Source organism: Lachnoclostridium phocaeense, assembly GCF_959599685.1.
GTDB classification, from domain to species: Bacteria; Bacillota; Clostridia; order Lachnospirales; family Lachnospiraceae; genus Claveliimonas; species Claveliimonas monacensis.
The window spans coordinates 25,712-47,969 of the sequence record NZ_CAUGIN010000012.1 but is presented as its reverse complement, the minus strand read 5'-3'; the positions used below and the strand labels follow the sequence as shown (position 1 = coordinate 47,969).

The window sequence follows — 22,258 nt, the reverse complement described above, 5'->3', positions numbered from 1 at the left end:
GATGTACTATGGAATTGGAAGCATTACAGCAGAAGTTAATTGATTTTTTTGTGGAGATGCAGGATTACCGTCAGTTTTTTAAGAGAAAGCTCTACGCAGACACCTTTAAGGAATGCTATGAGAAGCACAGAGGACTGGTGGCAGATATTGCTGAGGCTTGCGAGAAAGCTGACGATCAGGAAAAAGCGGTGGAGACACTGGCGGGTGCGATCCCCGATTATGCCCACGGACAGATCGAGAGCGTAAAGAGCAAAAATAAGAAGGAAGGACTGCAGATTGACTACAATATGACGATGGTCACATTTGTCATTCCTGTGCTGGATTACGCTAAAAATGTGTACTGCAGCAGAGTCATCGACCGGATGGTGGAGAGGTGGAATGAGCCTCCGGTGACCATGAAGATCAGCCGCTCCGACTTTGAGAGCCTACAAAGCGGCTTTAAGTCCCACCCCTGTTACATCACAACGGCTGTCTGCGCCAGCAGGAACCAGGGGGACAACTGCTATGAGCTGAACCTTCTGCGGGATTACAGAGACCACTATCTAAGCTCCACAGAAGAGGGAGAGCGGATCGTGGAGGAGTACTACAATGTGGCTCCTACCATTGTCAACCGCATCAACAGGCAGGAGGATGCGGCCCGGATATACGACGATATATACAGTTCTTATCTGCGACGCTGCATTGAGCTGATCCGGGCGGACGAGATGGAGGAGTGCAGGGAAGTGTATGCGTCCATGGTGGAGGATCTGGAGAAAAAATATTTGTTTTCATAGAAAAGCAGGAAAGGAAGGAAACATGAGCGATTACAGGATAGAGACAAAATGTATCCAGTCCGGATACACACCGAAGAACGGGGAGCCGAGAGTTCTTCCCATTTACCAGAGCACAACATTCAAATACGAGACAAGCGAGCAGATGGGAAGACTTTTTGACCTGGAGGAGTCAGGCTATTTCTACACACGACTCCAGAACCCCACCAACGACGCTGTGGCAGCCAAGATCTGCGACCTGGAAGGAGGATATGCGGGCATGCTGACCTCCTCCGGACAGGCGGCCAGCTTTTACGCTGTCATGAACATTGCCCAGCAGGGAGACCACATTGTGTGCGCTTCCGCCCTCTACGGAGGTACATACAACCTGTATGCCCACACCATCAAGAAGATGGGCGTGGAGGCGACCTTTGTAGACCCGGACTGCACCGAGGAGGAGCTGAACGCGGCGTTCCAGGACAACACAAAGGCGGTCTTTGGTGAGACTATCGCGAATCCTGCTCTTGTTGTCCTTGACATTGAGAAATTTGCAAAGGCAGCTCATGCCCACGGGGTACCGCTGATCGTGGACAATACATTTGCCACGCCCATCAACTGCAGGCCTTTTGAGTGGGGAGCTGACATTGTGACTCACTCCACCACAAAATACATGGACGGTCATGCTACCTGCGTGGGCGGAGCTATTATTGACAGCGGAAACTTTGACTGGGAGGCTCATGCAGAGAAGTTCCCGGGACTTACCACGCCCGACGAGACATACCACGGGATCGTATACACGCAGAAATTCGGAAAGGGTGCCTACATCACAAAGGCGACAGCCCAGCTCATGCGTGATCTGGGATCCATACAGTCTCCCCAGAATGCCTTCCTTCTGAACATCGGCCTGGAGACCCTGCATCTGCGTGTGCCCAGACACTGTGAGAATGCTCTGAAGGTGGCACGCTATCTGAAAGACCATGAAAAGGTAGACTGGGTACATTGCCCGTCCATGGAGGGAGATCCCTACTATGAGCTGGCACAGAAATACATGCCCGGCGGCACATGCGGTGTCCTCACCTTTGGACTGAAGGGCGGAAGAGCTGCTGCGGAGAAGATGATGGATCATCTGAAACTGGCAGCCATCGTGACCCATGTGGCTGATGCCAGGACCTGTGTCCTGCACCCGGCAAGCCATACCCACCGTCAGATGAATGACCAGGAGCTGCGGGAGGCAGGTGTACAGCCTGAACTGATCCGCTTCAGCGTTGGAATCGAGAACGCAGAGGATATTATCGCCGATGTAGAGCAGGCGCTTGCCCAGATTTAATGCATAAAAACAGAAAGGCACTTCCATACTAATTATTATGGAGGTGCTTTTTTATGGAGATAAAAGGACAAAGCAGCGAGGCGGAGAAAACCCAGGAAGAGAAAAATGAAGAGATCAAAGAGATGGGCACCGTGGATCTGGAAGAGGGAGACGGGCAGGGGGGAGATCCCCACAGGATCAAGCTGATCACTATCATAGGGGAGATAGAAGGCCACGAGGCGGTGTCAGGGAACACCAAGGCGACAAAATATGAACATCTGCTACCCATGCTGGCGGAGATTGAGGACAGTCCCGGCATTGACGGGCTGCTCATCCTTTTGAATACACTGGGAGGAGACGTGGAAGCGGGGCTCTCCATTGCGGAGGTGATCGCCTCTTTGAGCAAGCCTACGGTCTCACTTGTGCTGGGAGGAAGCCATTCTATCGGCGGACCTTTGGCTGTCTCAGCGGACTACTCATTTATTGTGCCCAGCGGTACCATGATCATCCATCCGGTGCGCAGCAGCGGCATGTTCATCGGTGTCATGCAGAGTTTCCGAAATATGGAGAGGACGCAGGATCGGATCACAGGATTTCTGGCCAGGCACTCCCACATGAGCCAGGAGCGGATCGAGGAGCTGATGCTCAATTCCACTCAGCTTGTGAAGGATGTGGGGACTCTCCTGGAGGGGGAGGAGGCTGTACGCGAAGGCCTTATCGACGAGGTGGGGGGACTTTCCGACGCACTGGGGAAATTGCATGAAATGATAGATTTGAGAAGATCCGGCAGGGAAAAACCATGAAAATAGCTGATGACAGTTTTTTTTTGAAATGTTATACTAAGAATGTATATGCATATGATAGTCGGCCGCTTTGAAAAATGCGGCCCGGCTTTTTCTGCCACAGGCATTGATAAGGGAGAGGCCTGCCGCAGAGTATACAGGTAAGAAACAACAAGGGGGAGAGAAAATGGCATCTAAGTCACGGACCGGAAGAAGAAAGAAGACAACGGGGAGAAAAAAGAATAATGTTCAGCAGAGCTTTGTGGCGGATGAGATCATCATCTGGCTGACGCTGGCAGCGAGCATCCTTCTTCTGCTCAGCATCTTCGGGCTTGGAGGGGCCGCAGGAGGGGCTGTATCCGCTGTCCTGTTTGATCTCTTTGGTTACAGTACATACCTTGTTCCATTCCTGCTGTTTGGGGCTGTGACCTTCGTCCTGTCCAACAGGGGGAATAAAGCGGCCTATGTAAAGACAGGCGCGGCCATCCTGCTGTTTGTCCTTATTACGACATTCCTGGAGCTGCTCCTGGAGGAAGGAGGAATCCTTGGCGGAGCGGTCACAGGCGTTCTTGTTCCAGCCATAGGGACGGCAGGCACTTATGTGGTGGACGTGATCCTGATGATCATCTGTGCTGTGATCATTACCGGAAAGTCAGCCCTCAAGGGCGTGAAGGAGAGAGGCGGACAGGCCTACGGAAGAGCCAGAGAAGACGCGGCCAGACGCAAGGAGCTGGCCCAGACAAGGCGGATGATCCGCCAGAAAGAGGCCCAGAGGGAGCTGGAGGAGGCTAAGAAAGAGGCAAAAGCCCTGGAGAAGGAAGAAAAGGAGAGCCTTCGCCGCAAAGACAGACATGTTTCCGGCGTCTCCTTTGACACGACTCTGGGAGAGAAAGGAAAGTCTCCCGATGTAAAAGAGATCACGCCCCCTGCAGGGGAGGATCTGTTTGCCCAGGAGGCGGCAGACATGGAGCTGCCCTTTGAGGAGACAAAAGAGGCAGTACAGGCGGAGGAACCGTCCTTTGTGATCAACCGGGCACAGATGCCTGAGGAGACTGTTCGGGAAGAACAGCCGGAGATCTCCGGGGAGACCGCTGCCGCAGAGGAGAAAAAGCCCCGCAGGACTAAGATGGGGGCCGAGGCTGTGGCCATGGAGGCTGCCCAGGTAGGACAGATGGCCGCCGAGGCGGATGCGGCTCCGAAGAAGGAGTACAGGACGCCCCCCATCTCTCTTTTGACGAAAGGGAAGAATACAGGGGGAGACTCGGATGCTCATCTGCGGGAGACCGCCAGAAAGCTGCAGGAGACCCTTCACAATTTCGGCGTCAACGTGACCATCACCAATGTCAGCTGCGGCCCTGCGGTGACGCGCTATGAGCTGCAGCCCGAGCAGGGGGTAAAGGTCAGCAAGATCGTGGGACTTACAGACGACATTAAGCTGAACCTGGCAGCGGCAGATATCCGGATCGAGGCGCCTATCCCCGGAAAAGCGGCGGTGGGCATCGAGGTGCCCAACAAGGAGAACGCGGTGGTGCACCTGAGGGACCTTCTTGAGTCAGGAGAATTTAAGAACAGCAAGTCCGCCATCGCCTTTGCGGCAGGGCGGGATATTGCCGGCAAGCCTGTGGTGGCGGACATTGCGAAGATGCCCCACCTTCTCGTGGCGGGAGCTACCGGTTCGGGAAAATCCGTCTGCATCAACACCATGATCATCAGTATCCTGTACAAGGCTTCCCCGGAGGATGTGAAGCTCATCATGATCGATCCCAAGGTGGTGGAGCTGAGCGTTTATAACGGCATTCCTCATCTTATGATCCCTGTGGTGACAGATCCCAAGAAGGCGGCCGGCGCTCTGAACTGGGCTGTGGCGGAGATGATGAAGCGCTATGAGCTTTTTGCAAAATACAATGTCAGGGATATCAAGGGATTTAACGAGAAGACGGAGAATATGACCCCGGAGGAGAGGGAAGGAAAGCCTGGAAAGCTGCCCCAGATCGTCATCATTGTGGACGAGCTGGCGGATCTTATGATGGTTGCGCCCGGGGAGGTGGAGGAAGCTATCTGCCGGCTGGCCCAGCTTGCCAGGGCGGCAGGCATTCACCTGGTAGTAGCTACCCAGAGGCCTTCAGTCAATGTTATCACCGGACTGATCAAGGCCAACATGCCCTCCCGGATTGCTTTCTCCGTGTCATCCGGAGTGGATTCACGGACTATCATTGACATGAATGGGGCGGAGAAGCTGCTGGGCAAGGGAGATATGCTCTTTTACCCATCCGGCTACCAGAAACCGGCTCGGGTTCAGGGAGCTTTTGTTTCCGACAAAGAAGTGCAGGCTGTGGTGGAATATTTGAAGAAACAGAACGGCGAGGCCTCCTACAGTGAGGAGATTGTCACGGAAGTCAATTCCACTGCCTCCAGCTTAGGGAGTGCTCCTTCCGGCGACGCTTCTGCCGGAGGAGACGGAAGAGACGCCTACTTTGCGGAGGCGGGAAGATTTATCATCGAAAAAGAAAAGGCTTCCATCGGCATGCTGCAGCGCATGTTCCGCATAGGTTTTAACCGGGCGGCCAGGATCATGGACCAGCTTTGTGAGGCCGGCGTGGTAGGGTCTGAGGAGGGGACAAAACCCCGGAAAGTGCTGATGTCCATGGAAGAATTTGAAGCCTACATAGAAGAAAACATGTGAGAAAAGACACAGTGTGTCTTTGAAAATAAAATACAAAAGGAAAGGAATGGATCGTATGAAATCAGATATTCAGATCGCGCAGGAAGCAGAAATGATGCACATCAAAGATGTGGCTGCCACCATCGGTATCCCGGAGGAGGACCTGGAGTTCTACGGAAAGTACAAAGCAAAACTCTCTGATGAACTCTGGGAAGAGATCAAGGACAGAAAGGACGGGAAGCTCGTCCTTGTGACCGCCATCAATCCCACTCCCGCCGGAGAGGGAAAGACGACCACTACCGTGGGACTGGGACAGGCCATGGCAAAGCTTGGCCGGAAAGCCATCATCGCCCTCAGAGAGCCTTCCCTTGGCCCCTGCTTTGGCATTAAGGGCGGAGCTGCCGGAGGCGGGTATGCCCAGGTGGTTCCCATGGAGGATCTGAACCTGCACTTTACAGGTGATTTCCATGCTATTACTTCTGCCAACAACCTGCTGGCCGCCCTCCTGGACAACCACATCCAGCAGGGAAATGAGCTGGGGATCGATCCGAGACAGGTTGTCTGGAAGAGGTGTCTGGACATGAACGACAGAAACCTCCGGAACATTGTCATCGGACTTGGCAGAAAAGCCGACGGTATGGTGAGGGAGGACCACTTTGTCATCACCGTTGCATCTGAGATCATGGCTATCCTCTGCCTGGCAGATGATATTAAGGACTTAAAAGAAAGGCTGGGAAGGATCATCGTAGCCTACAATTTCAAAGGGGAGCCTGTAACAGCAGATGATCTCCACGCCACAGGAGCCATGGCAGCGCTTCTGAAGGACGCCATTAAGCCCAATCTTATCCAGACTCTGGAGCACACACCGGCTCTTGTGCACGGCGGACCTTTTGCAAACATCGCCCACGGCTGTAACAGCGTGCGCGCCACACGGATGGCCCTGAAGCTGAGTGACATTACCATCACCGAAGCAGGCTTCGGTGCGGACCTTGGCGCTGAAAAATTCATGGATATCAAGTGCCGCATGGCAGGTTTTAAACCGGATGCAGTAGTTTTGGTTGCAACTGTCCGGGCTTTGAAGTATAATGGAGGAGTTGCAAAAGATCAGCTGTCCGGAGAGAATCTGGAAGCGCTTGCAAAAGGAATTGTAAATCTTGAGAAACATATAGAAAATGTACAGAAATATGATGTACCTGTCATTGTAACGCTCAACTCCTTTGTCACAGATACAGAGGAAGAGATTGCTTACGTTCGCCGCTTCTGCGAGGAGAGGGGATGCGAGTTTGCCCTGTCAGAAGTCTGGGAGAAAGGCGGAGAGGGCGGCATTGCCCTGGCGGAGAAGGTGCTGGAGACTCTGGAGAACAAAGAGAGCCATTTCCATACATTGTACGAAGATGATCTCTGTCTGAAGGCTAAGATCGAGACCATCGCAAGAGAGATCTACGGTGCAAGGGGAGTGGTCTATGACCCTGCGGCAGAAAAGCAGCTGGCTAAGATCGAGGGCATGGGATTTGGCAATCTCCCTGTCTGCATGGCGAAAAATCAGTACTCTCTGTCCGACGATGCCACAAGGCTGGGCCGTCCGGAAGACTTTGATATCCATATCAGAGAGGTCTATGTGAATGCCGGCGCGGGATTTGTAGTAGCCCTCACAGGAGCTGTCATGACTATGCCGGGCCTCCCGAGGGTGCCTGCGGCCAACGGCATCGACGTATCAGAAGACGGGCACATTACAGGACTGTTTTAAGGAGAGATAAAAATGCCCCAGTGGGAAAGTAGTATAATAATAGGGGGTATCGCAAGATGAGGTGCACAAACTGCGGCTATGAGATACCGGACGGTGAGCTGTACTGTAAAAGATGCGGCAGGGAAATCCGCATCGTGCCGGACTATAATCCTCTTGACGATGTCCTTACAGCTCAGGTAAAGGGAGGAATTGACGGAGGTGAGAGGCCTCTGGATGATTACGATTACGAGCAATCCTATACATCTGATCTGCGCAGGGGAGAGGCGCAGAGAGCGGAGCGAAGGAAAAAAGAGCAGACACGCAGCATGCGCCATACATCTGCCATGAGCGGAAAGACCGCCCGGACTTTTGGAACCGGGCGGGTCTCCCGCGGTACCGGTACCGCGGGAAGACGGGCTTCCCAGGGAACCGGGAATATGAATCCGGACCGGGAGAGACGGCGCCGGATGGCAGAAAAAAAGCGGGAAATGAAAAAGAGACTGAGAAGAAAGATCATTATCGGGTTTATTATTTTGATCGCGGCGCTGGCCGCTGCGGTCTTTTTCCTGTACCGGAATTCCTATGCAGGACAGATCAGGCAGGGAAACCGGGCTTTCTCGGAAGGAAACTACGAGGAGGCGGAAAACTTTTTTAACCGTGCAGTGGACAAGGAGCCGAAGCGGGGAGAGGCTTACACAGCTCTCTCCAAAGTGTATCTTGCCAGGGATGATGAGGACGGAGCTGAGAAGCTGTTTCTGAATGCCCTGGAGTCCTATCCGGACGAAGTGCCTGTCTACGAGGCGTGCATTGCTTTTTATGTAGATACAGAACAGCCGCAGGAGGTGTCTGCAATCCTGGAAGACGCCCCGGAGGATGTGCGGAGCGAGCTGAGCGAGTATGTCTCAGAAGGTCCGACGTTCAGCCTGGATGACAGCGAAGTGTTCGACGATGTACAGCAGCTGTCTCTGGAGTCTGACGGGGAAGCTATCTATTATACCACCGATGGCAGTGACCCGGACACATCCAGTCAGAAGTACTCAGAACCGATCCAGATCCCGGAAGGAACAACCACAGTATCTGCTATCTCTGTAAATGCAGCCGGCATTCCCAGTCTTCCGGTGGTAAAAGAGTACACAGTGGAATTCCCTATAGAGGATGCGCCGGCAGTGACACCCTCCACGGGTCAGTACGAGCAGCAGACACAGATCGTAATTCAGGTACCGGAGGGCTACACAGCCTACTATACGATGGACAAAAGTGATCCTACGGAAAAATCCACGAAGTATACAGGCCCCATTGACATGCCGGAGGGAAATACCATTTTCAAAGCAGTGCTGGTCAATGGCAAGGGAAGGCTGACAGGTGTTACAACAAGAAATTATGAGCTGGTGCTGAACTAGTATCTGACGGCGGAGGCAGACAGACTGCCTCCGCTATATTTGTCAAAAACAGGCGAAACTGCATAAAATAATGTGACGAAATAAAAAAGAGCTGATCAGATGAGCATGAAAGGTATCGATATCAGCAACCACCAGGCAGGCATCGACCTTGCCAGGGTTCCGTTTGACTTTGTGATCTGCAAGGCCACGGAAGGGACCGGCTTTGTGGACAGATACTGTGATGGATTTATACAGACAGCGCTTGGATTAGGAAGAAAGACAGGTGTGTATCACTACGCCACAGGAAAAAGCTCCGGCAGGGAAGAGGCAGCTTACTTCTACAGACAGATCAAAGGCTATGTGGGAACGTCTCTTTTGGCTTTGGACTGGGAGGGGAGAGCCGTGGAGAGAGGGCCTGCCTATGCGCTGGAGTTTCTGGACTCTCTCAGGGAACTGACAGGAGTCAAGGCGCTGATCTATATGAGTAAAAGCGTGTGCAGGACATACGACTGGAGCGCCGTAGCCGGCGGAGACTATGGACTGTGGTGCGCCCAGTATGCAGACAGTGATCCTACAGGATATCAGGAATCCCCCTGGACAGATGAGAAGGGAATGGGCGCCTTCCCTGCAATGGCAGTCTATCAGTACAGCTCCACGGGAAGACTGGATGGATATAGCGGCAATCTGGATCTGAACATTGCCTACATGGATGAGGCGGCCTGGGATCGGTATGCCAGTCCGGGCAAAGCCGGCGGGGAGCCGTCCGTTCCCCCGGCAGTAAAACCGGGGAATGCGGGAAAACTGAAAGTAGATGGCTCTTTCGGGCCGGCTACAGTCCGGAGGACACAGGAGTATTTTGGGACAGTGGCAGACGGAATTGTGAGTTTTCAGCCAATGTCCAACAAAAAGTACCTTCATTCTGCCTATGAGGGATGCTGGCAGTTTCTGAAGACAGGTTATGGCCCCGGCTCAGAGATGGTCCGGGCCATGCAGAGAGCATTCGGCGCGGCCGTGGACGGCTGGGCCGGGCGGGATACGGTCCTTCATATGCAGGCCTTTCTGGGTGTTGCCCGGGATGGCAGTATGGGGCCGAAGACGGTTTCCGCCTGGCAGTCCTGGCTGAATTCTCATTAAAAGCGGCGGAGGAATATACCTCCGCTGTCTGCCTTCTGGCTTTAAAAACAGAGTTGACATATAGGGAAATCTTGTGATATACTCAGTTTACAGATCAGCCGGAAATTCATTCCGGCAGTATATCTTATTTCTGACCGGCAGTGCACTGCTGCGTCTTCTGCGCGTGATCGCGCGGCATAATTCCGGAGCTCCACAGAACAGAGAATAAGACAGACGGAAGAAAAAGAAAATGTCAAAACTTTATTGACATTTGGGGGTAACTATAATACTATATTGTACATAGGAGCGAACATCCGTTCGTGTTGATAAGGAGAAAGAGATTATGGCAAGTGAAGATAAGAAGAAGGCACTGGATGCCGCTATAGCAAAACTTGAAAAAGATTTTGGGAAAGGCACGGTCATGAAGCTGGGCGATCCGAAGGCCCAGGTCCATGTGGAGACCATACCGACAGGCTCTCTGAGCCTGGATCTCGCGCTGGGGCTTGGCGGTGTGCCCAGAGGCCGTGTGGTTGAGGTGTATGGACCGGAGTCCAGTGGTAAGACCACCGTGGCTCTGCATATGATCGCGGAAGTGCAGAAGCGGGGAGGCATAGCAGGTTTCATTGATGCGGAGCATGCCCTTGATCCGGTGTACGCAAAGAATATTGGCGTGGACATTGATGAACTTTATATTTCCCAGCCGGACAGCGGTGACCAGGCACTGGAAATTGCAGAGACCATGGTCCGCTCCGGAGCTATGGATATCATTGTCATTGACTCTGTGGCCGCTCTTGTGCCCAGACAGGAGATAGAGGGAGATATGGGAGACAGCCATGTTGGCCTGCAGGCGAGACTTATGTCCCAGGCGCTGAGAAAGCTGACTCCTGTCATCAGCAAGTCCAACTGTGTGGTGATCTTTATCAACCAGCTCAGGGAGAAAGTTGGCGTTATGTTTGGCAATCCAGAGACCACGACAGGCGGACGCGCGCTGAAGTTCTACGCTTCCGTCCGCATGGATGTGAGAAGGACCGAGACTCTGAAGCAGGGCGGAGAGATCGTAGGAAACCACGTGCGCGTGAAGATCGTGAAGAACAAGATCGCACCTCCCTTCAAAGAGGCAGAGTTTGATATCATGTTCGGAAAAGGAATTTCCCGGGAGGGAGACATACTGGATCTTGCCACAGGCATTAACCTTGTCAGCAAGAGCGGTGCCTGGTATGCCTACAATGGGGATAAGATCGGACAGGGAAGAGAGAATGCCAAGAGTTATCTGACGGAGCATCCGGAGGTGATGGCTGAGCTGGAGGCGAAAGTGAGGGCTTACTATCATATCGACGGAAGTGAAAAAGAGACTGCGGAGAGCTCTGAGGCAGAGGAATAGAAGATGACAGTCACACAGATAGAAGCCATGTTCGGATCGAAATCCAAATACAGAGTGTATCTTGACGGACAGCCTGCCTTTGTTTTATACAAAGGCGAGCTGTCCCACTATCATATACGGGAAGGATATCCCCTGGGAGAAAAAGAGTACGGGGATATCCGTGACATGCTCATAAAACGTGCCCGAATGCGGGCTATGAAGCTTTTGGAGATGTCGGACCGCTCGGAGGAAGCACTGCGAAAGAAGCTGGCAGACGGCGGATACCCGGAGGAGATCGTAGAAAATGCCCTTTCCTATGTGAAGTCTTTCGGCTATGTGGATGACAGACGTCTGGCGGACCATATCGTGGCCAGCCGCAAAGGACAGAAGAGCAGGGCGGAGCTGCAGGCCTTCCTCCTCAGAAAGGGACTTTCCAGGGAGCAGGCACAGGAGGCACTTGAAAAGTCCTATACACAGGACGACGCAAAGGAGGCGATCCGGCGTTTGGCGGAGAAAAAGCACTATGATCCGGAGCGTTCAACACCCCAGGAAAAGCAGAAAATATGCGCCTATCTTGTGCGCAAAGGCTTCCGCTATGAGGACGTCCGTCAAGTGATACAAGTTTCTGACTGGAATGCTTGACATCTTTGTGAAAACAGTATAAAATTTAACTGTTGTATTTGTACAATGAAAATTTAATAAGGAGGTGCTCCTGTGCCGAATGTTATAATCATTGCTGTGGCTGTGGTTCTCGTGATAGCAGCAGCGGTTATCAGTCATTTCGTGACAGTCTCCAATCTGAAGAACAATGCAGAGTCAAAGATTGGAAGTGCGGAGACAAAGGCTCGCGAGATCATTGATGACGCGGTCAAGACAGCAGAGGCCAAGAAAAAGGAATCCCTCTTGGAAATTAAGGAAGAATCTATCAGAACAAAGAATGAGCTCGAGAAAGAAACAAAAGAAAGAAGAGCAGAGTTACAGCGTTATGAAAAGAGAGTCCTCTCCAAGGAGGAGGCTTTGGACAAAAGGTCCGATGCCATGGAGAAACGAGAAGCAGGGTTTACAGCAAAGGAAGAACAGCTCAAAGCTCGCGAAGCGAAAGTAGAGGAGCTGAGCAGACAAAGAGTACAGGAACTAGAAAGAATCTCAGGACTAACCTCCGAACAGGCAAAAGAATATCTGTTAAAAACTGTTGAAGAAGATGTTAAACATGACACTGCGAAAATGATCAAAGAGTTGGAAGCGCAGGCAAAAGAGGAGGCGGACAAGAAGGCGAAAGAATACGTTGTCACCGCCATCCAGAGATGCGCTGCTGATCATGTGGCAGAAACTACGATTTCAGTCGTGCAGCTCCCCAGTGACGAGATGAAAGGGCGGATCATCGGACGTGAAGGAAGAAATATCCGTACTTTGGAAACACTCACCGGTGTAGAGCTGATCATTGACGATACACCCGAAGCGGTTGTATTATCCGGGTTCGATCCGATCAGACGTGAAGTTGCAAGGATCGCACTGGAAAAGCTGATCGTGGACGGGCGTATTCATCCGGCAAGAATTGAGGAGATGGTGGAGAAGGCCCAGAAAGAAGTAGAAGCAGTGATCCGTGAGGAAGGAGAGGCGGCGGCGCTTGAAGTCGGTGTACACGGAATTCATCCGGAACTGATACGGCTTCTGGGAAGAATGAAATTCCGGACCAGCTATGGACAGAATGCGCTGAAACATTCTATAGAAGTTGCGCAGCTGTCAGGGCTTCTCGCAGGGGAGATCGGACTGGATGTCCGCATTGCGAAGCGGGCAGGGCTTTTACATGATATTGGCAAATCCATTGACCACGATGTGGAAGGATCACACATTCAGATCGGTGTTGAACTGTGCAGAAAGTACAAAGAATCACCGACCGTTATCAATGCAGTGGAAGCACATCACGGCGATGTTGAGCCGGAATCCCTGATCGCATGCATTGTCCAGGCGGCAGACACGATCTCTGCGGCAAGACCGGGTGCGAGAAGAGAGACGATTGAGACATACACAAACAGGTTAAAACAATTAGAAGATATCAGCAACCAGTTCAAGGGTGTTGAAAAATCTTTTGCTATTCAGGCAGGTAGAGAGATTCGTATTATGGTAGTTCCAGAGCAAGTATCTGATGCAGATATGGTATTACTGGCTAGGGATATTTCCAAGCAGATTGAATATGAGCTGGAATATCCGGGGCAGATAAAGGTGAATGTTATCCGGGAATCCAGGGTGACAGATTACGCCAAATAAATGTAAACCGAAAGCAGAAGACCAGCCTTAAAAGGCTGGTCTTTTTTTGCGGAAGATCTGATGAAAGCAGTAAAAGCGAAAGGAGAAAAGTATGAGTAAAGAGATAACAAGAATAGATCGAAAACTGGCATATGAGGGAGCCGTGATCAATGTCTACCAGGATACAGTCCAGTTCCCGGACGGGCACACGGCCAAATGGGACTATATCCATCATGACGGCGCAGCGGCAGTGATACCTGTACTTTCGGACGGGAGGATACTGATGGTAAAACAGTACAGAAATGCGCTTGACAGATATACGCTGGAGATTCCTGCCGGAAAACTGGACGATCCCCATGAAGAGGGGATTGTCTGTGCCTCCAGGGAGCTGGAGGAGGAGACCGGATACCGGTGTGAGCACCTGGAGCCTCTGCTTGTGCTTCGGACAACCGTGGCGTTCTGCAATGAGAGGATAGAGGTCTTTGCAGCCAGAGATCTGATCCCTTCAAAGCAGCACCTGGACGAGGATGAATTTATAGATCTGCAGGCCTGCACGCTGGCAGAACTGAAAGAGAAAATATTCGCAGGAGAGATACAGGACTCAAAGACAGTGGCAGCTATTCTCGCATATGCGGTAAAGTACAATAAAGAGTAGGACAGAGGGCATATTTCTTCCTCACGGGCATATAATGAAATATCTTTGCGACAGGAGGAAGGAAGAGTGGGTATGCGCGGTCACGGGAGGATATTCCTGTTTTTATGTCTGACAGGTTTTGTGGCAGGGATCCTGTACGCCAACATGGGGGCGCGGGATTACATACTGGCAACAGGAATATTCAGTGATTATTTCCTGGAACAGTACGCCCAGGCGGAAATCCAGACGCAGGACTATTTCTGGTATATACTGTCAGTCCGCACCGGGCTGCTGGCGGTCATCGCGCTATTGGGTCAGATGAAGAGGATACGCAGGTGGATCGTGTCTGCAGCATTGGTCTGGACAGGCTTCCTCGGCGGCCTCTTTTTCACAGCAGCAGTGATCAAGATGGGCCCGATGGGGATCGTGTTCTGCCTGGCAGCCATACTTCCGCAGGCCTCATTTTATATAGCGGGGTACGGGATTGTCCTCTGGTATTTTTACTCCTATCCGGGCTCAGCATGGAATTCTGCTAAAACCATAGGTACTATTCTGACGATTGGAGTTGGAATTATATCGGAAAGTTATTTAACTCCGATTTTTCTGAAAATATTTCTAAAAACAATTTGATTTTTTTGTTATTTCTTCGTATAATTTAGAGTATACGATGGGAGATAAAAAGTATGGAAAAAATAGTATTAGAGTATGTAGAGTATTTAAAAGAAGTGAAGGGAATTTCTCTGAACACGGAGATGGCATACAGGCGTGACCTTATGAAGCTTGTCCGTTACCTCGACTCGCAGGGAATTCATGAAGTGGGGCAGATTACTGCGACAAATCTAAATTCCTATATGCTTCACATGGAGAAGCAGAAGCTCACCAATACGACCATATCGAGAAACGTAGCTTCGATCAAGGGATTTTTTAACTATCTGTTTAAGAAAAAATATATAAAAGAAGACGTATCAGAGGGGCTGACCAGTCCGAAGATTGAGCGCAGAGAGCCCAAGAGTGCCACAAAGGAAGACGTGGAGAAGGTTCTTGCTGTTCCCAACGGGAAGACTCCCAAGCTTCTGCGGGACAAGGCTATGATCGAACTGCTGTATTCCACAGGTATCATGGTGGAAGAGCTCGTAAGTCTTAAGATACAGGATGTGAATCTGGAGATGGGGTATCTGCAGTGTCATTTCCCTGGAAACCAGAACGCATATCCGATCGACAAACAGGCACTGAAGGCTATGAAAGCGTATTTGAAAAATGGACGCGAGCCTCTGCTGAAGGGACATGGATCAGATGTGCTCTTCCCCAATATCAGCGGCAGGAAGATGAGCCGTCAGGGATTCTGGAAGATTCTGAAGGGGTATGCAGCCAAGGCTGGTATTGAGGGGACAATTACTCCCAGTATGCTCCGTCATTCTTAATAAAAGCAAACAAGAAAGTTCTTGTAAAGGACCGGCAGTCGGCAGACGGCCGGTCTTGTTATATGTATGTGAGAAAAATGAAAATATGTGTGAAACCTGTTGCATGTACGCAAGAATAGAGTTATAATATTGATAAATAATTAACAAAGCTGAATCAAAACAGCAAATCACAGAAAAGGAGATGCAGGAACAATGAGCAGATTTTGTTTACCAAGAGACATTTATCACGGAAAGGGAAGCCTGGAGGAACTGAAAAACCTGAAAGGCAAAAAAGCGATCCTTGTAGTGGGCGGCGGTTCCATGAAGCGTCAGGGTTTTTTGGACAGAGCGGTCAATTATCTGAAGGAAGCCGGTATGGAAGTTCAGACATTTGAAGGCGTGGAGCCGGATCCGTCTGTTGAGACTGTTATGAAAGGTGCAGAGGCAATGAGAGCTTTTGAGCCGGACTGGATCGTTGCCATGGGCGGAGGATCACCCATTGACGCTGCAAAAGCCATGTGGGCTTTCTATGAGTATCCGGATACAACTTTCGAGGATCTCTGCGTTCCCTTTAACTTCCCGGAACTGAGACAGAAAGCAAAATTTGCAGCTATCCCCTCTACATCAGGAACGGCTACAGAGGTGACAGCATTTTCCGTTATCACAAACTATCAGACTGGTGTGAAGTACCCGCTGGCTGACTTCAATATCACACCGGATATCGCCATTGTTGATCCGGATCTGGTAGCCGGACTTCCGGTAAAACAGGTTGCATACACAGGTATGGACGCGCTGACACATGCCATCGAGGCATATGTGTCCACACTCCACGGACCATTTACAGATCCTCTTGCACTGCAGGCGATTGAGATGGTGCTGGATTATCTGCCTGCATCCTACAACTGCAACATGGAGGCGAGAGAGCAGATGCACTATGCACAGTGCCTGGCCGGAATGGCATTCTCCAATGCACTCCTCGGCATTGTTCACTCTATGGCACACAAGACAGGGGCTGCCTTCTCCACAGGACATATTCCGCACGGCTGCGCAAACGCTATCTATCTGCCCTACGTGATCAAGTACAACGCAAAGGATGCGACAGCGGCCAAGAGATATGCAGAGATCGCCCGGAGAATGGGACTGCCGGGAACATCTGAGAAAGCGCTCATCAACAGTCTGTGTGAGAAGATCGATGAGTTCAATGTCAGACTGAACATTCCGAAGACGCTGAAAGAGTTCGGCATCAATGAAGATGAGTTCAAAGAGAAAGTTGCGAATATTGCAGAGCTGGCTGTGGGCGATGCATGTACAGGTTCCAATCCGCGTGCCATTGATCCGGCTGCCATGGAGAAACTGCTCACATGTACATATTATGGAACAGAAGTTGACTTCTAAAATAATCTTACAGCAGCTATACAAGATCATGCGGACGGGCGCCCTCCAAAAGGCGCCTGTCTCATTTTAAATTATTAAAACAAAATAAGGGATAAATCATTGCTATTTCTCCATATTTGGATTATTATAAAATAAGTTTGATGATTAGGAGGATGCGAGATGTATAAGATACGGAAAGCTGAAAAACTGGCTGATAAGATCTATCTTATGGATGTAGAGGCGCCGCGTGTCGCAAGGCACTGTGAGCCAGGGCAGTTTGTGATAGTGAAATTGGATGAAAAGGGAGAAAGAATTCCTCTGACGATCTGCGACTATGACAGAGAGGAAGGGACCATCACCATTGTATTCCAGACGGTTGGTGCATCTACAGAGAAATTTGCAGCTCTGAAGGCAGGGGATGCTTTTCAGGACTTCACAGGACCCCTCGGATGTCCCTCTGAATTAGTCCATGAAGATATAGAGAGCCTGAAGCAGAAAAAGATCCTCTTTGTGGGAGGCGGCGTGGGTTCTGCCCCTGTCTATCCCCAGGTAAAATGGCTGAAAGAGCATGGTGTTGACGCAGATGTCATCATCGGAGCCAAGACAAAAGATATGCTCATTCTGGAAGATGAGATGAAGGCTGTGTCCGGGAATTACTATCCATGTACAGATGACGGCACATATGGACATGCAGGCATGGTCACAAGCATGATCGAGGAGCTGGTAAATGGAGGCAATAAGTATGACCTCTGTGTTGCCATTGGACCGGTGATCATGATGAAATTCACCTGTCTGCTCACAAAGAAACTGGGGATCCCGACTGTTGTCAGCATGAATCCCATCATGGTAGACGGAACAGGAATGTGCGGCGCCTGTCGTCTTCACGTGGGCGATGAGATCAAATTTGCCTGTGTAGATGGTCCGGAGTTTGATGGACATCTTGTGAATTTTGACGAGGCCATGAAGAGACAGCAGATGTACAAGACCCAGGAGGGCCGTGCGATGCTGAAATTGCAGGAAGGCGATACCCATCATGGCGGATGCGGCAACTGTGGAGGTGACGAATAATGGCTGATATGTTTAAAAGAGTTCCTGTCAGAGAGCAGGATGCGAAAGTAAGGGCGACAAACTTTGAGGAAGTATGTTACGGATATAATAAAGAAGAGGCAATGGAGGAAGCAGCTCGCTGCCTCAACTGTAAGAATGCAAAGTGTATCCAGGGATGTCCGGTATCTATCAATATCCCGGGATTTATCTCAAAGGTAAAAGACGGCGATATTGAGGGCGCATACAAGGTGATCGGTGAGTCCTCTGCCCTGCCGGCGATTTGTGGACGTGTATGTCCGCAGGAGTCCCAGTGCGAGTGCAAATGTGTCAGGGGCATTAAGGGAGATCCCGTCTCCATCGGAAAGCTGGAGCGTTTTGTGGCTGACTATGCCCTTGAAAATGATATCAAGCCCCAGAAAGCCGAGAAGATGAACGGACATAAAGTAGCTGTCATCGGTTCCGGCCCGTCAGGTCTTACCTGCGCCGGCGATCTTGCCAAGCTGGGATATGAGGTGACTGTATTTGAGGCTCTCCATGAGCTTGGAGGCGTGCTTGTGTACGGCATTCCTGAGTTCCGTCTTCCAAAAGAAAAGGTTGTGAAGAAAGAGATCGAGAAAGTAAAAGAGCTGGGCGTTAAGTTTGAGACAAATGTTGTGATCGGAAAATCCACAACAATTGACCAGCTGATGGAAGAAGAGAATTTCGAGGCTGTATTTATCGGTTCCGGAGCAGGACTTCCCATGTTCATGGGCATTCCGGGAGAGACAGCCAACGGCGTGTTCTCAGCCAATGAGTACCTGACAAGAAGCAATCTGATGAAGGCGTTTGACGATTCTTACGATACACCCATCGCGGCCGGCAAGAAAGTGGCTGTTGTGGGCGGTGGAAACGTGGCTATGGATGCAGCCAGGACAGCGCTTCGCCTGGGTGCTGAAGTACATGTTGTATACCGCAGGAGCGAGGCAGAACTTCCGGCCAGAGTAGAGGAAGTTCACCACGCAAAAGAAGAGGGCGTTATCTTTAACCTGTTGACAAATCCAAAAGAAATCCTCGTAGATGAAAACGGCTGGGTAAAAGGCATGAAAGTAATCAAGATGGAGCTTGGTGAGCCGGATGCATCTGGAAGACGCCGCCCCATCGAGATCCCGGGATCCGAATACGAGATTGAGGTAGATACAGTGATCATGTCTCTTGGAACATCTCCGAATCCGCTGATCGCTTCTACTACAGAGGGTCTGGAGACAAACAGGAGAAGATGTATCGTGGCTGAGGAAGAGAACGGACAGACTTCCAAAGCCTGTGTATTTGCCGGCGGAGATGCAGTGACAGGAGCAGCCACAGTTATCCTTGCCATGGGCGCAGGAAAAGCAGGAGCCAAAGGTATCCACGAGCTGCTGTCACAGAAATAAAAAGTAAAAGGCAGTATAAGAAAAGAGCTGATCGGGAGAGGGATCGGGTTTGTACCGGGCCTCTCCCTTTTGTATATACTGGATTTCAGGTGTTGTCCCGGAAAGTCAGGCGCTTAAGGAGGAACAGAGCAGATGAAGATCACATTGATCACAGTGGGGAAAATAAAAGAAAAATATCTGAAGGATGCCATTGCCGAATACAGCAAGCGCCTTAGCCGATATTGTAAGCTGGAGATCATTGAGGTGGCAGATGAGAAGACACCGGACCAGGCCAGCGAGACTGTAGAGGAGGGGATCAGGGCAAAAGAAGGAGAGCGGATCCTGAAGTACATAAAAGATGATATGTATGTGGTCACTCTGGAGATTGGCGGCAAGATGCTCTCCTCCGAGGAGCTGGCAGAGAAGATCAACTCCCTTGGACTTGCGGGAAAGAGCAGCATAGCCTTTGTGATCGGCGGCTCCATAGGCCTGGGAAAAGAAGTGCTGTCAAGGTCTGACTATGCACTCAGTTTTTCAAAAATGACATTCCCGCATCAGCTTATGCGGGTGATCCTGCTGGAGCAGGTGTATCGGAGTTACAGGATCATCAGTGGATCACCATATCATAAATAAGTGCGGTTTTTTCGCAGTTGGGTGCGATATGGCGTGAGGTAATGGATAATTTATAAATGATTTGGAAAGAGAGTGGACAGATGATGTTCCGCTCTTTTTGTATGGGTAAGAAAGACAATGACAGGGAAATAAACGAATGGTATAATGAAGTAAACTGGGACGACAGATTGGAAGTTATCAAGGTGTTTTTATGAAAGGAGTTGAAAGTATGAATTTCTTTGAGATAGTACTTACATTGGCAATTTCTTTGGGTGCAGTAGTATGGGGCGTGAATATTTATAATCAAAAGGGTACTTGGTTTCTTGCTGGATGGAATACAATGAGTAAAGAAGAAAAAGCAGCATACAATGAAAAAGCAATATGTCATTTGTTTGGAAAATGTGTTGTTTTCTGTGGAATAGGAGCATTTCTTTTATTATATGGGAGCTTTAATCACAATGATTATATTTTATGTGTTGGACTTGGTATAATTGCAATAATGATTATTCTATCAATTATAATACCAAAGATAAATTCTAAAAAATATCGTCAGTACAAATCCTAACTTGTAAAGGAGTAAAAAGTATATGATTTTATATCATGGAAGCAATGTTATAGTCCAAGAACCGCAGATATTGGGAAATGGTTTTTACAAAGATTTTGGATACGGTTTTTACTGTACAATTTTAGAAAAGCAGGCAAAACGCTGGGCTTTGACAAAACGAAGAAAGCATATTGTGAGTTTTTATGAATATTTACCTGATAAGGACCTGAACATAAAAAAGTTTAGTGAGATGACAGAGGAGTGGCTGCAATTTGTTGTAAACTGTCGGCTCGGTTTAAAACATGATTATGACATTGTTGAGGGACCAATGGCGGATGATACAATCTGGGATTATGTTGAGGATTATATGACTGAACAAATTTCGAAAGAGGCTTTCTGGGAACTGGTTAAGTTTAAGTATCCGACACATCGGATTGTATTCTGTACAGAGAAGGCATTACAGACTATCAAATTTGAAGGGAGTTATTCGCTATGACAAACAAATTTTTCCCGGAAGAGCAGATAACCGAGAATGATCTTTATTTTCTATGTTATATGATAGAACGTGTTGCAAGGAAATTGCATCAGAAAAACAAATATGTTGTTAATTCTATAACGAAAGATGAGTGGGTGCGTCTGATCAGCCTGGCTAATGTACTCCATTGTGAGAATCCTCTGAAAATTGAAGATGAATGGATTGAAGAGTATAAGCTGGTAAAAGGAAATTTTGATATAACGAATGTGGATTTGGAACTGGTAGACGAGATCCCATCAGAAATACAGATGGGGAAAGTATATACAAGACTGATTCTGTCAACGCTACAGCCGGAGGAAGACTATATTGATGGAATGATCCGAGTATATAATGATGAAATATGTGACACGATTGATAATTACAACAGCAGTGCATATTATGAACCGTCTTATGTAATAACAAGAGCCTATAATAATGGAGGATTTTAAAGAGCAGATGATCGCATTTGGAAGTGATATGGTGTGAGATAGTAAGGCATGTAAAGTATTTGGAAAGAGAGTGGACAGATGGTGTTCCGCTCTCTTTTCGTAGGAACTAGAAATGAAATGACAGGGAAATAAACGAATGGTATAATGAAGAAAAATCAGTCGGCTGATTTGAATGGGTAAGGGGGATGAGCTTGTGAAAAAATTAAGTGAAGACGCTGAAAAAATAATGGCGGAACGATTTGGAAAAGATACAATCATTGCATTGGCAACAGTGGAAAATGAGGTACCCTTTGCGCGTTATGTAAATGCTTATTATGAGAATGGTGCATTTTATATTATTACATATGCACTTTCAAATAAAATGAAGCAAATGGAAAGCAACTCTACTGTTGCAATAGCTGGTGAATGGTTCACGGCACATGGAAAGAGTATCAATTTGGGATATTTTGGTAAAGAGGAAAATAATTGGATTGCCGACAAATTGAAAAATGTGTTTTCTGAGTGGATCGACAATGGACATAATGATTTTGATGATGAGAATACTATAATTTTATGCATAGAATTAACAGATGGACTGTTACTTTCACATGGAATAAGGTATGAGTTTTAGTCTTCGGTTTTCGGTTTGTATGGCAAGTGATAAATGTTCATTATATGATTGGAAATGTTAGAAGAACTTATGAAAAAATCAGTTTAGCAAACTAGACAAAAGCAAATAGAATTTTGTGAAGGATGATATGAAGTGAACTATGATAAAAGATTTTCTGATAAGGCGATCAATTATTTGGAGAGAGTGAAAAAAACAGGAATAGAGAATAGACAAGAATTAGACGAATTATCCCGTCAAGCATATTCTGATTATAGGGGCGGGATGCTTTCTGAAAAAGAATATGGCAGTATATATGCGCTTCTTATGGAATACCGATATCCAAGGTGACAGGGACATTTTCGCTTAATGCAGAGGATGAAGAA

General features: G+C 49.1%; 22 protein-coding genes. All 22 read left to right on the top strand.

Annotated features, from left to right (window positions below):
• Window positions 1–8: 8 nt before the first annotated feature.
• The 22 genes from Q5911_RS07330 (at window position 9) to Q5911_RS07225 (ending at window position 22,223) form a co-directional block, all read left to right on the top strand.
• Window positions 9–773, top strand: coding sequence for a CFI-box-CTERM domain-containing protein (locus tag Q5911_RS07330; protein WP_303182071.1), 765 nt, complete (start codon window positions 9–11; stop codon window positions 771–773).
• Window positions 774–795: 22 nt separating this feature from the next.
• Window positions 796–2,076 (top strand): O-acetylhomoserine aminocarboxypropyltransferase/cysteine synthase family protein, encoded by a 1,281-nt coding sequence (locus Q5911_RS07325; protein WP_076777316.1) that lies wholly within the window; start codon window positions 796–798, stop codon window positions 2,074–2,076.
• 53 nt (window positions 2,077–2,129) lie between these two features.
• A complete protein-coding gene (locus Q5911_RS07320) occupies window positions 2,130–2,858 on the top strand; it encodes a ClpP family protease (protein WP_076777317.1) in 729 nt (242 codons plus the stop codon).
• Window positions 2,859–3,024: 166 nt separating this feature from the next.
• Entirely contained in the window at window positions 3,025–5,520 is a 2,496-nt protein-coding gene (locus tag Q5911_RS07315) for an FtsK/SpoIIIE family DNA translocase (RefSeq protein WP_303182068.1), read from the top strand.
• 55 nt (window positions 5,521–5,575) lie between these two features.
• Window positions 5,576–7,246 carry a formate--tetrahydrofolate ligase gene (locus Q5911_RS07310; RefSeq protein WP_076777319.1) on the top strand — a complete coding sequence of 557 codons (1,671 nt, stop codon included), beginning with the start codon at window positions 5,576–5,578 and terminating at the stop codon, window positions 7,244–7,246.
• A 56-nt stretch (window positions 7,247–7,302) separates the two neighbouring features.
• The gene (locus Q5911_RS07305) at window positions 7,303–8,625 is read left to right on the top strand and encodes a chitobiase/beta-hexosaminidase C-terminal domain-containing protein (protein WP_303182065.1); all 1,323 of its coding nucleotides are present in this window, start codon (window positions 7,303–7,305) and stop codon (window positions 8,623–8,625) included.
• 99 nt (window positions 8,626–8,724) lie between these two features.
• Window positions 8,725–9,738, top strand: a complete 1,014-nt coding sequence (locus Q5911_RS07300; protein WP_303182063.1) for a GH25 family lysozyme — start codon at window positions 8,725–8,727, stop codon at window positions 9,736–9,738.
• Window positions 9,739–10,060: 322 nt separating this feature from the next.
• The gene (recA, locus tag Q5911_RS07295) at window positions 10,061–11,098 is read left to right on the top strand and encodes a recombinase RecA (protein ID WP_303182061.1); all 1,038 of its coding nucleotides are present in this window, start codon (window positions 10,061–10,063) and stop codon (window positions 11,096–11,098) included.
• Window positions 11,099–11,101: 3 nt separating this feature from the next.
• Window positions 11,102–11,719 (top strand): regulatory protein RecX, encoded by a 618-nt coding sequence (locus tag Q5911_RS07290; protein WP_303182059.1) that lies wholly within the window; start codon window positions 11,102–11,104, stop codon window positions 11,717–11,719.
• 72 nt (window positions 11,720–11,791) lie between these two features.
• Window positions 11,792–13,345: a ribonuclease Y gene (gene rny / locus Q5911_RS07285; protein WP_303182057.1), complete on the top strand. Its 1,554-nt coding sequence runs from the start codon at window positions 11,792–11,794 to the stop codon at window positions 13,343–13,345.
• A gap of 91 nt (window positions 13,346–13,436) precedes the next feature.
• The gene (locus Q5911_RS07280; protein WP_303182056.1) at window positions 13,437–13,979 is read left to right on the top strand and encodes an NUDIX domain-containing protein; all 543 of its coding nucleotides are present in this window, start codon (window positions 13,437–13,439) and stop codon (window positions 13,977–13,979) included.
• A gap of 66 nt (window positions 13,980–14,045) precedes the next feature.
• A complete protein-coding gene (locus tag Q5911_RS07275) occupies window positions 14,046–14,588 on the top strand; it encodes a stage II sporulation protein M (protein ID WP_303182055.1) in 543 nt (180 codons plus the stop codon).
• A 53-nt stretch (window positions 14,589–14,641) separates the two neighbouring features.
• Complete coding sequence (locus Q5911_RS07270) at window positions 14,642–15,379, top strand: tyrosine-type recombinase/integrase (protein ID WP_076777327.1); 738 nt, start codon at window positions 14,642–14,644, stop codon at window positions 15,377–15,379.
• Between the two features lie 192 nt (window positions 15,380–15,571).
• Window positions 15,572–16,753, top strand: coding sequence for an iron-containing alcohol dehydrogenase (locus tag Q5911_RS07265; protein WP_281725461.1), 1,182 nt, complete (start codon window positions 15,572–15,574; stop codon window positions 16,751–16,753).
• Between the two features lie 159 nt (window positions 16,754–16,912).
• Complete coding sequence (locus tag Q5911_RS07260; protein WP_076777329.1) at window positions 16,913–17,800, top strand: sulfide/dihydroorotate dehydrogenase-like FAD/NAD-binding protein; 888 nt, start codon at window positions 16,913–16,915, stop codon at window positions 17,798–17,800.
• Complete coding sequence (gene gltA / locus Q5911_RS07255; RefSeq protein ID WP_281725460.1) at window positions 17,800–19,188, top strand: NADPH-dependent glutamate synthase; 1,389 nt, start codon at window positions 17,800–17,802, stop codon at window positions 19,186–19,188. Before Q5911_RS07260 ends, gltA begins: the two co-directional genes overlap by 1 nt.
• Window positions 19,189–19,320: 132 nt before the next feature.
• Entirely contained in the window at window positions 19,321–19,800 is a 480-nt protein-coding gene (gene rlmH / locus Q5911_RS07250) for a 23S rRNA (pseudouridine(1915)-N(3))-methyltransferase RlmH (protein ID WP_303182053.1), read from the top strand.
• Between the two features lie 190 nt (window positions 19,801–19,990).
• Window positions 19,991–20,344 (top strand): DUF3784 domain-containing protein, encoded by a 354-nt coding sequence (locus tag Q5911_RS07245; protein ID WP_083582496.1) that lies wholly within the window; start codon window positions 19,991–19,993, stop codon window positions 20,342–20,344.
• Between the two features lie 22 nt (window positions 20,345–20,366).
• Entirely contained in the window at window positions 20,367–20,819 is a 453-nt protein-coding gene (locus Q5911_RS07240; protein ID WP_303182049.1) for a DUF3990 domain-containing protein, read from the top strand.
• Window positions 20,816–21,286 carry a hypothetical protein gene (locus tag Q5911_RS07235; protein WP_303182046.1) on the top strand — a complete coding sequence of 157 codons (471 nt, stop codon included), beginning with the start codon at window positions 20,816–20,818 and terminating at the stop codon, window positions 21,284–21,286. Before Q5911_RS07240 ends, Q5911_RS07235 begins: the two co-directional genes overlap by 4 nt.
• A 193-nt stretch (window positions 21,287–21,479) precedes the next feature.
• Entirely contained in the window at window positions 21,480–21,896 is a 417-nt protein-coding gene (locus Q5911_RS07230; RefSeq protein ID WP_076780821.1) for a pyridoxamine 5'-phosphate oxidase family protein, read from the top strand.
• A 132-nt stretch (window positions 21,897–22,028) separates the two neighbouring features.
• Window positions 22,029–22,223 carry a hypothetical protein gene (locus tag Q5911_RS07225; RefSeq protein WP_076777335.1) on the top strand — a complete coding sequence of 65 codons (195 nt, stop codon included), beginning with the start codon at window positions 22,029–22,031 and terminating at the stop codon, window positions 22,221–22,223.
• The last annotated feature ends 35 nt before the right edge of the window (window positions 22,224–22,258 follow it).

Bases quoted from the DNA above. Each gene is read 5' to 3' on its own strand.
- Q5911_RS07260 (WP_076777329.1), top strand. From the start codon at position 16,913: ATGTATAAGATACGGAAAGCTGAAAAACTGGCTGATAAGATCTATCTT.
- Q5911_RS07315 (WP_303182068.1), top strand. From the start codon at position 3,025: ATGGCATCTAAGTCACGGACCGGAAGAAGAAAGAAGACAACGGGGAGA.
- Q5911_RS07290 (WP_303182059.1), top strand. From the start codon at position 11,102: ATGACAGTCACACAGATAGAAGCCATGTTCGGATCGAAATCCAAATAC.
- Q5911_RS07325 (WP_076777316.1), top strand. From the start codon at position 796: ATGAGCGATTACAGGATAGAGACAAAATGTATCCAGTCCGGATACACA.
- Q5911_RS07320 (WP_076777317.1), top strand. From the start codon at position 2,130: ATGGAGATAAAAGGACAAAGCAGCGAGGCGGAGAAAACCCAGGAAGAG.
- Q5911_RS07270 (WP_076777327.1), top strand. From the start codon at position 14,642: ATGGAAAAAATAGTATTAGAGTATGTAGAGTATTTAAAAGAAGTGAAG.
- Q5911_RS07300 (WP_303182063.1), top strand. From the start codon at position 8,725: ATGAGCATGAAAGGTATCGATATCAGCAACCACCAGGCAGGCATCGAC.
- rlmH (WP_303182053.1), top strand. From the start codon at position 19,321: ATGAAGATCACATTGATCACAGTGGGGAAAATAAAAGAAAAATATCTG.
- gltA (WP_281725460.1), top strand. From the start codon at position 17,800: ATGGCTGATATGTTTAAAAGAGTTCCTGTCAGAGAGCAGGATGCGAAA.
- recA (WP_303182061.1), top strand. From the start codon at position 10,061: ATGGCAAGTGAAGATAAGAAGAAGGCACTGGATGCCGCTATAGCAAAA.
- Q5911_RS07245 (WP_083582496.1), top strand. From the start codon at position 19,991: ATGAAAGGAGTTGAAAGTATGAATTTCTTTGAGATAGTACTTACATTG.
- Q5911_RS07330 (WP_303182071.1), top strand. From the start codon at position 9: ATGGAATTGGAAGCATTACAGCAGAAGTTAATTGATTTTTTTGTGGAG.
- Q5911_RS07310 (WP_076777319.1), top strand. From the start codon at position 5,576: ATGAAATCAGATATTCAGATCGCGCAGGAAGCAGAAATGATGCACATC.
- Q5911_RS07235 (WP_303182046.1), top strand. From the start codon at position 20,816: ATGACAAACAAATTTTTCCCGGAAGAGCAGATAACCGAGAATGATCTT.
- Q5911_RS07240 (WP_303182049.1), top strand. From the start codon at position 20,367: ATGATTTTATATCATGGAAGCAATGTTATAGTCCAAGAACCGCAGATA.
- Q5911_RS07280 (WP_303182056.1), top strand. From the start codon at position 13,437: ATGAGTAAAGAGATAACAAGAATAGATCGAAAACTGGCATATGAGGGA.
- Q5911_RS07305 (WP_303182065.1), top strand. From the start codon at position 7,303: ATGAGGTGCACAAACTGCGGCTATGAGATACCGGACGGTGAGCTGTAC.
- Q5911_RS07265 (WP_281725461.1), top strand. From the start codon at position 15,572: ATGAGCAGATTTTGTTTACCAAGAGACATTTATCACGGAAAGGGAAGC.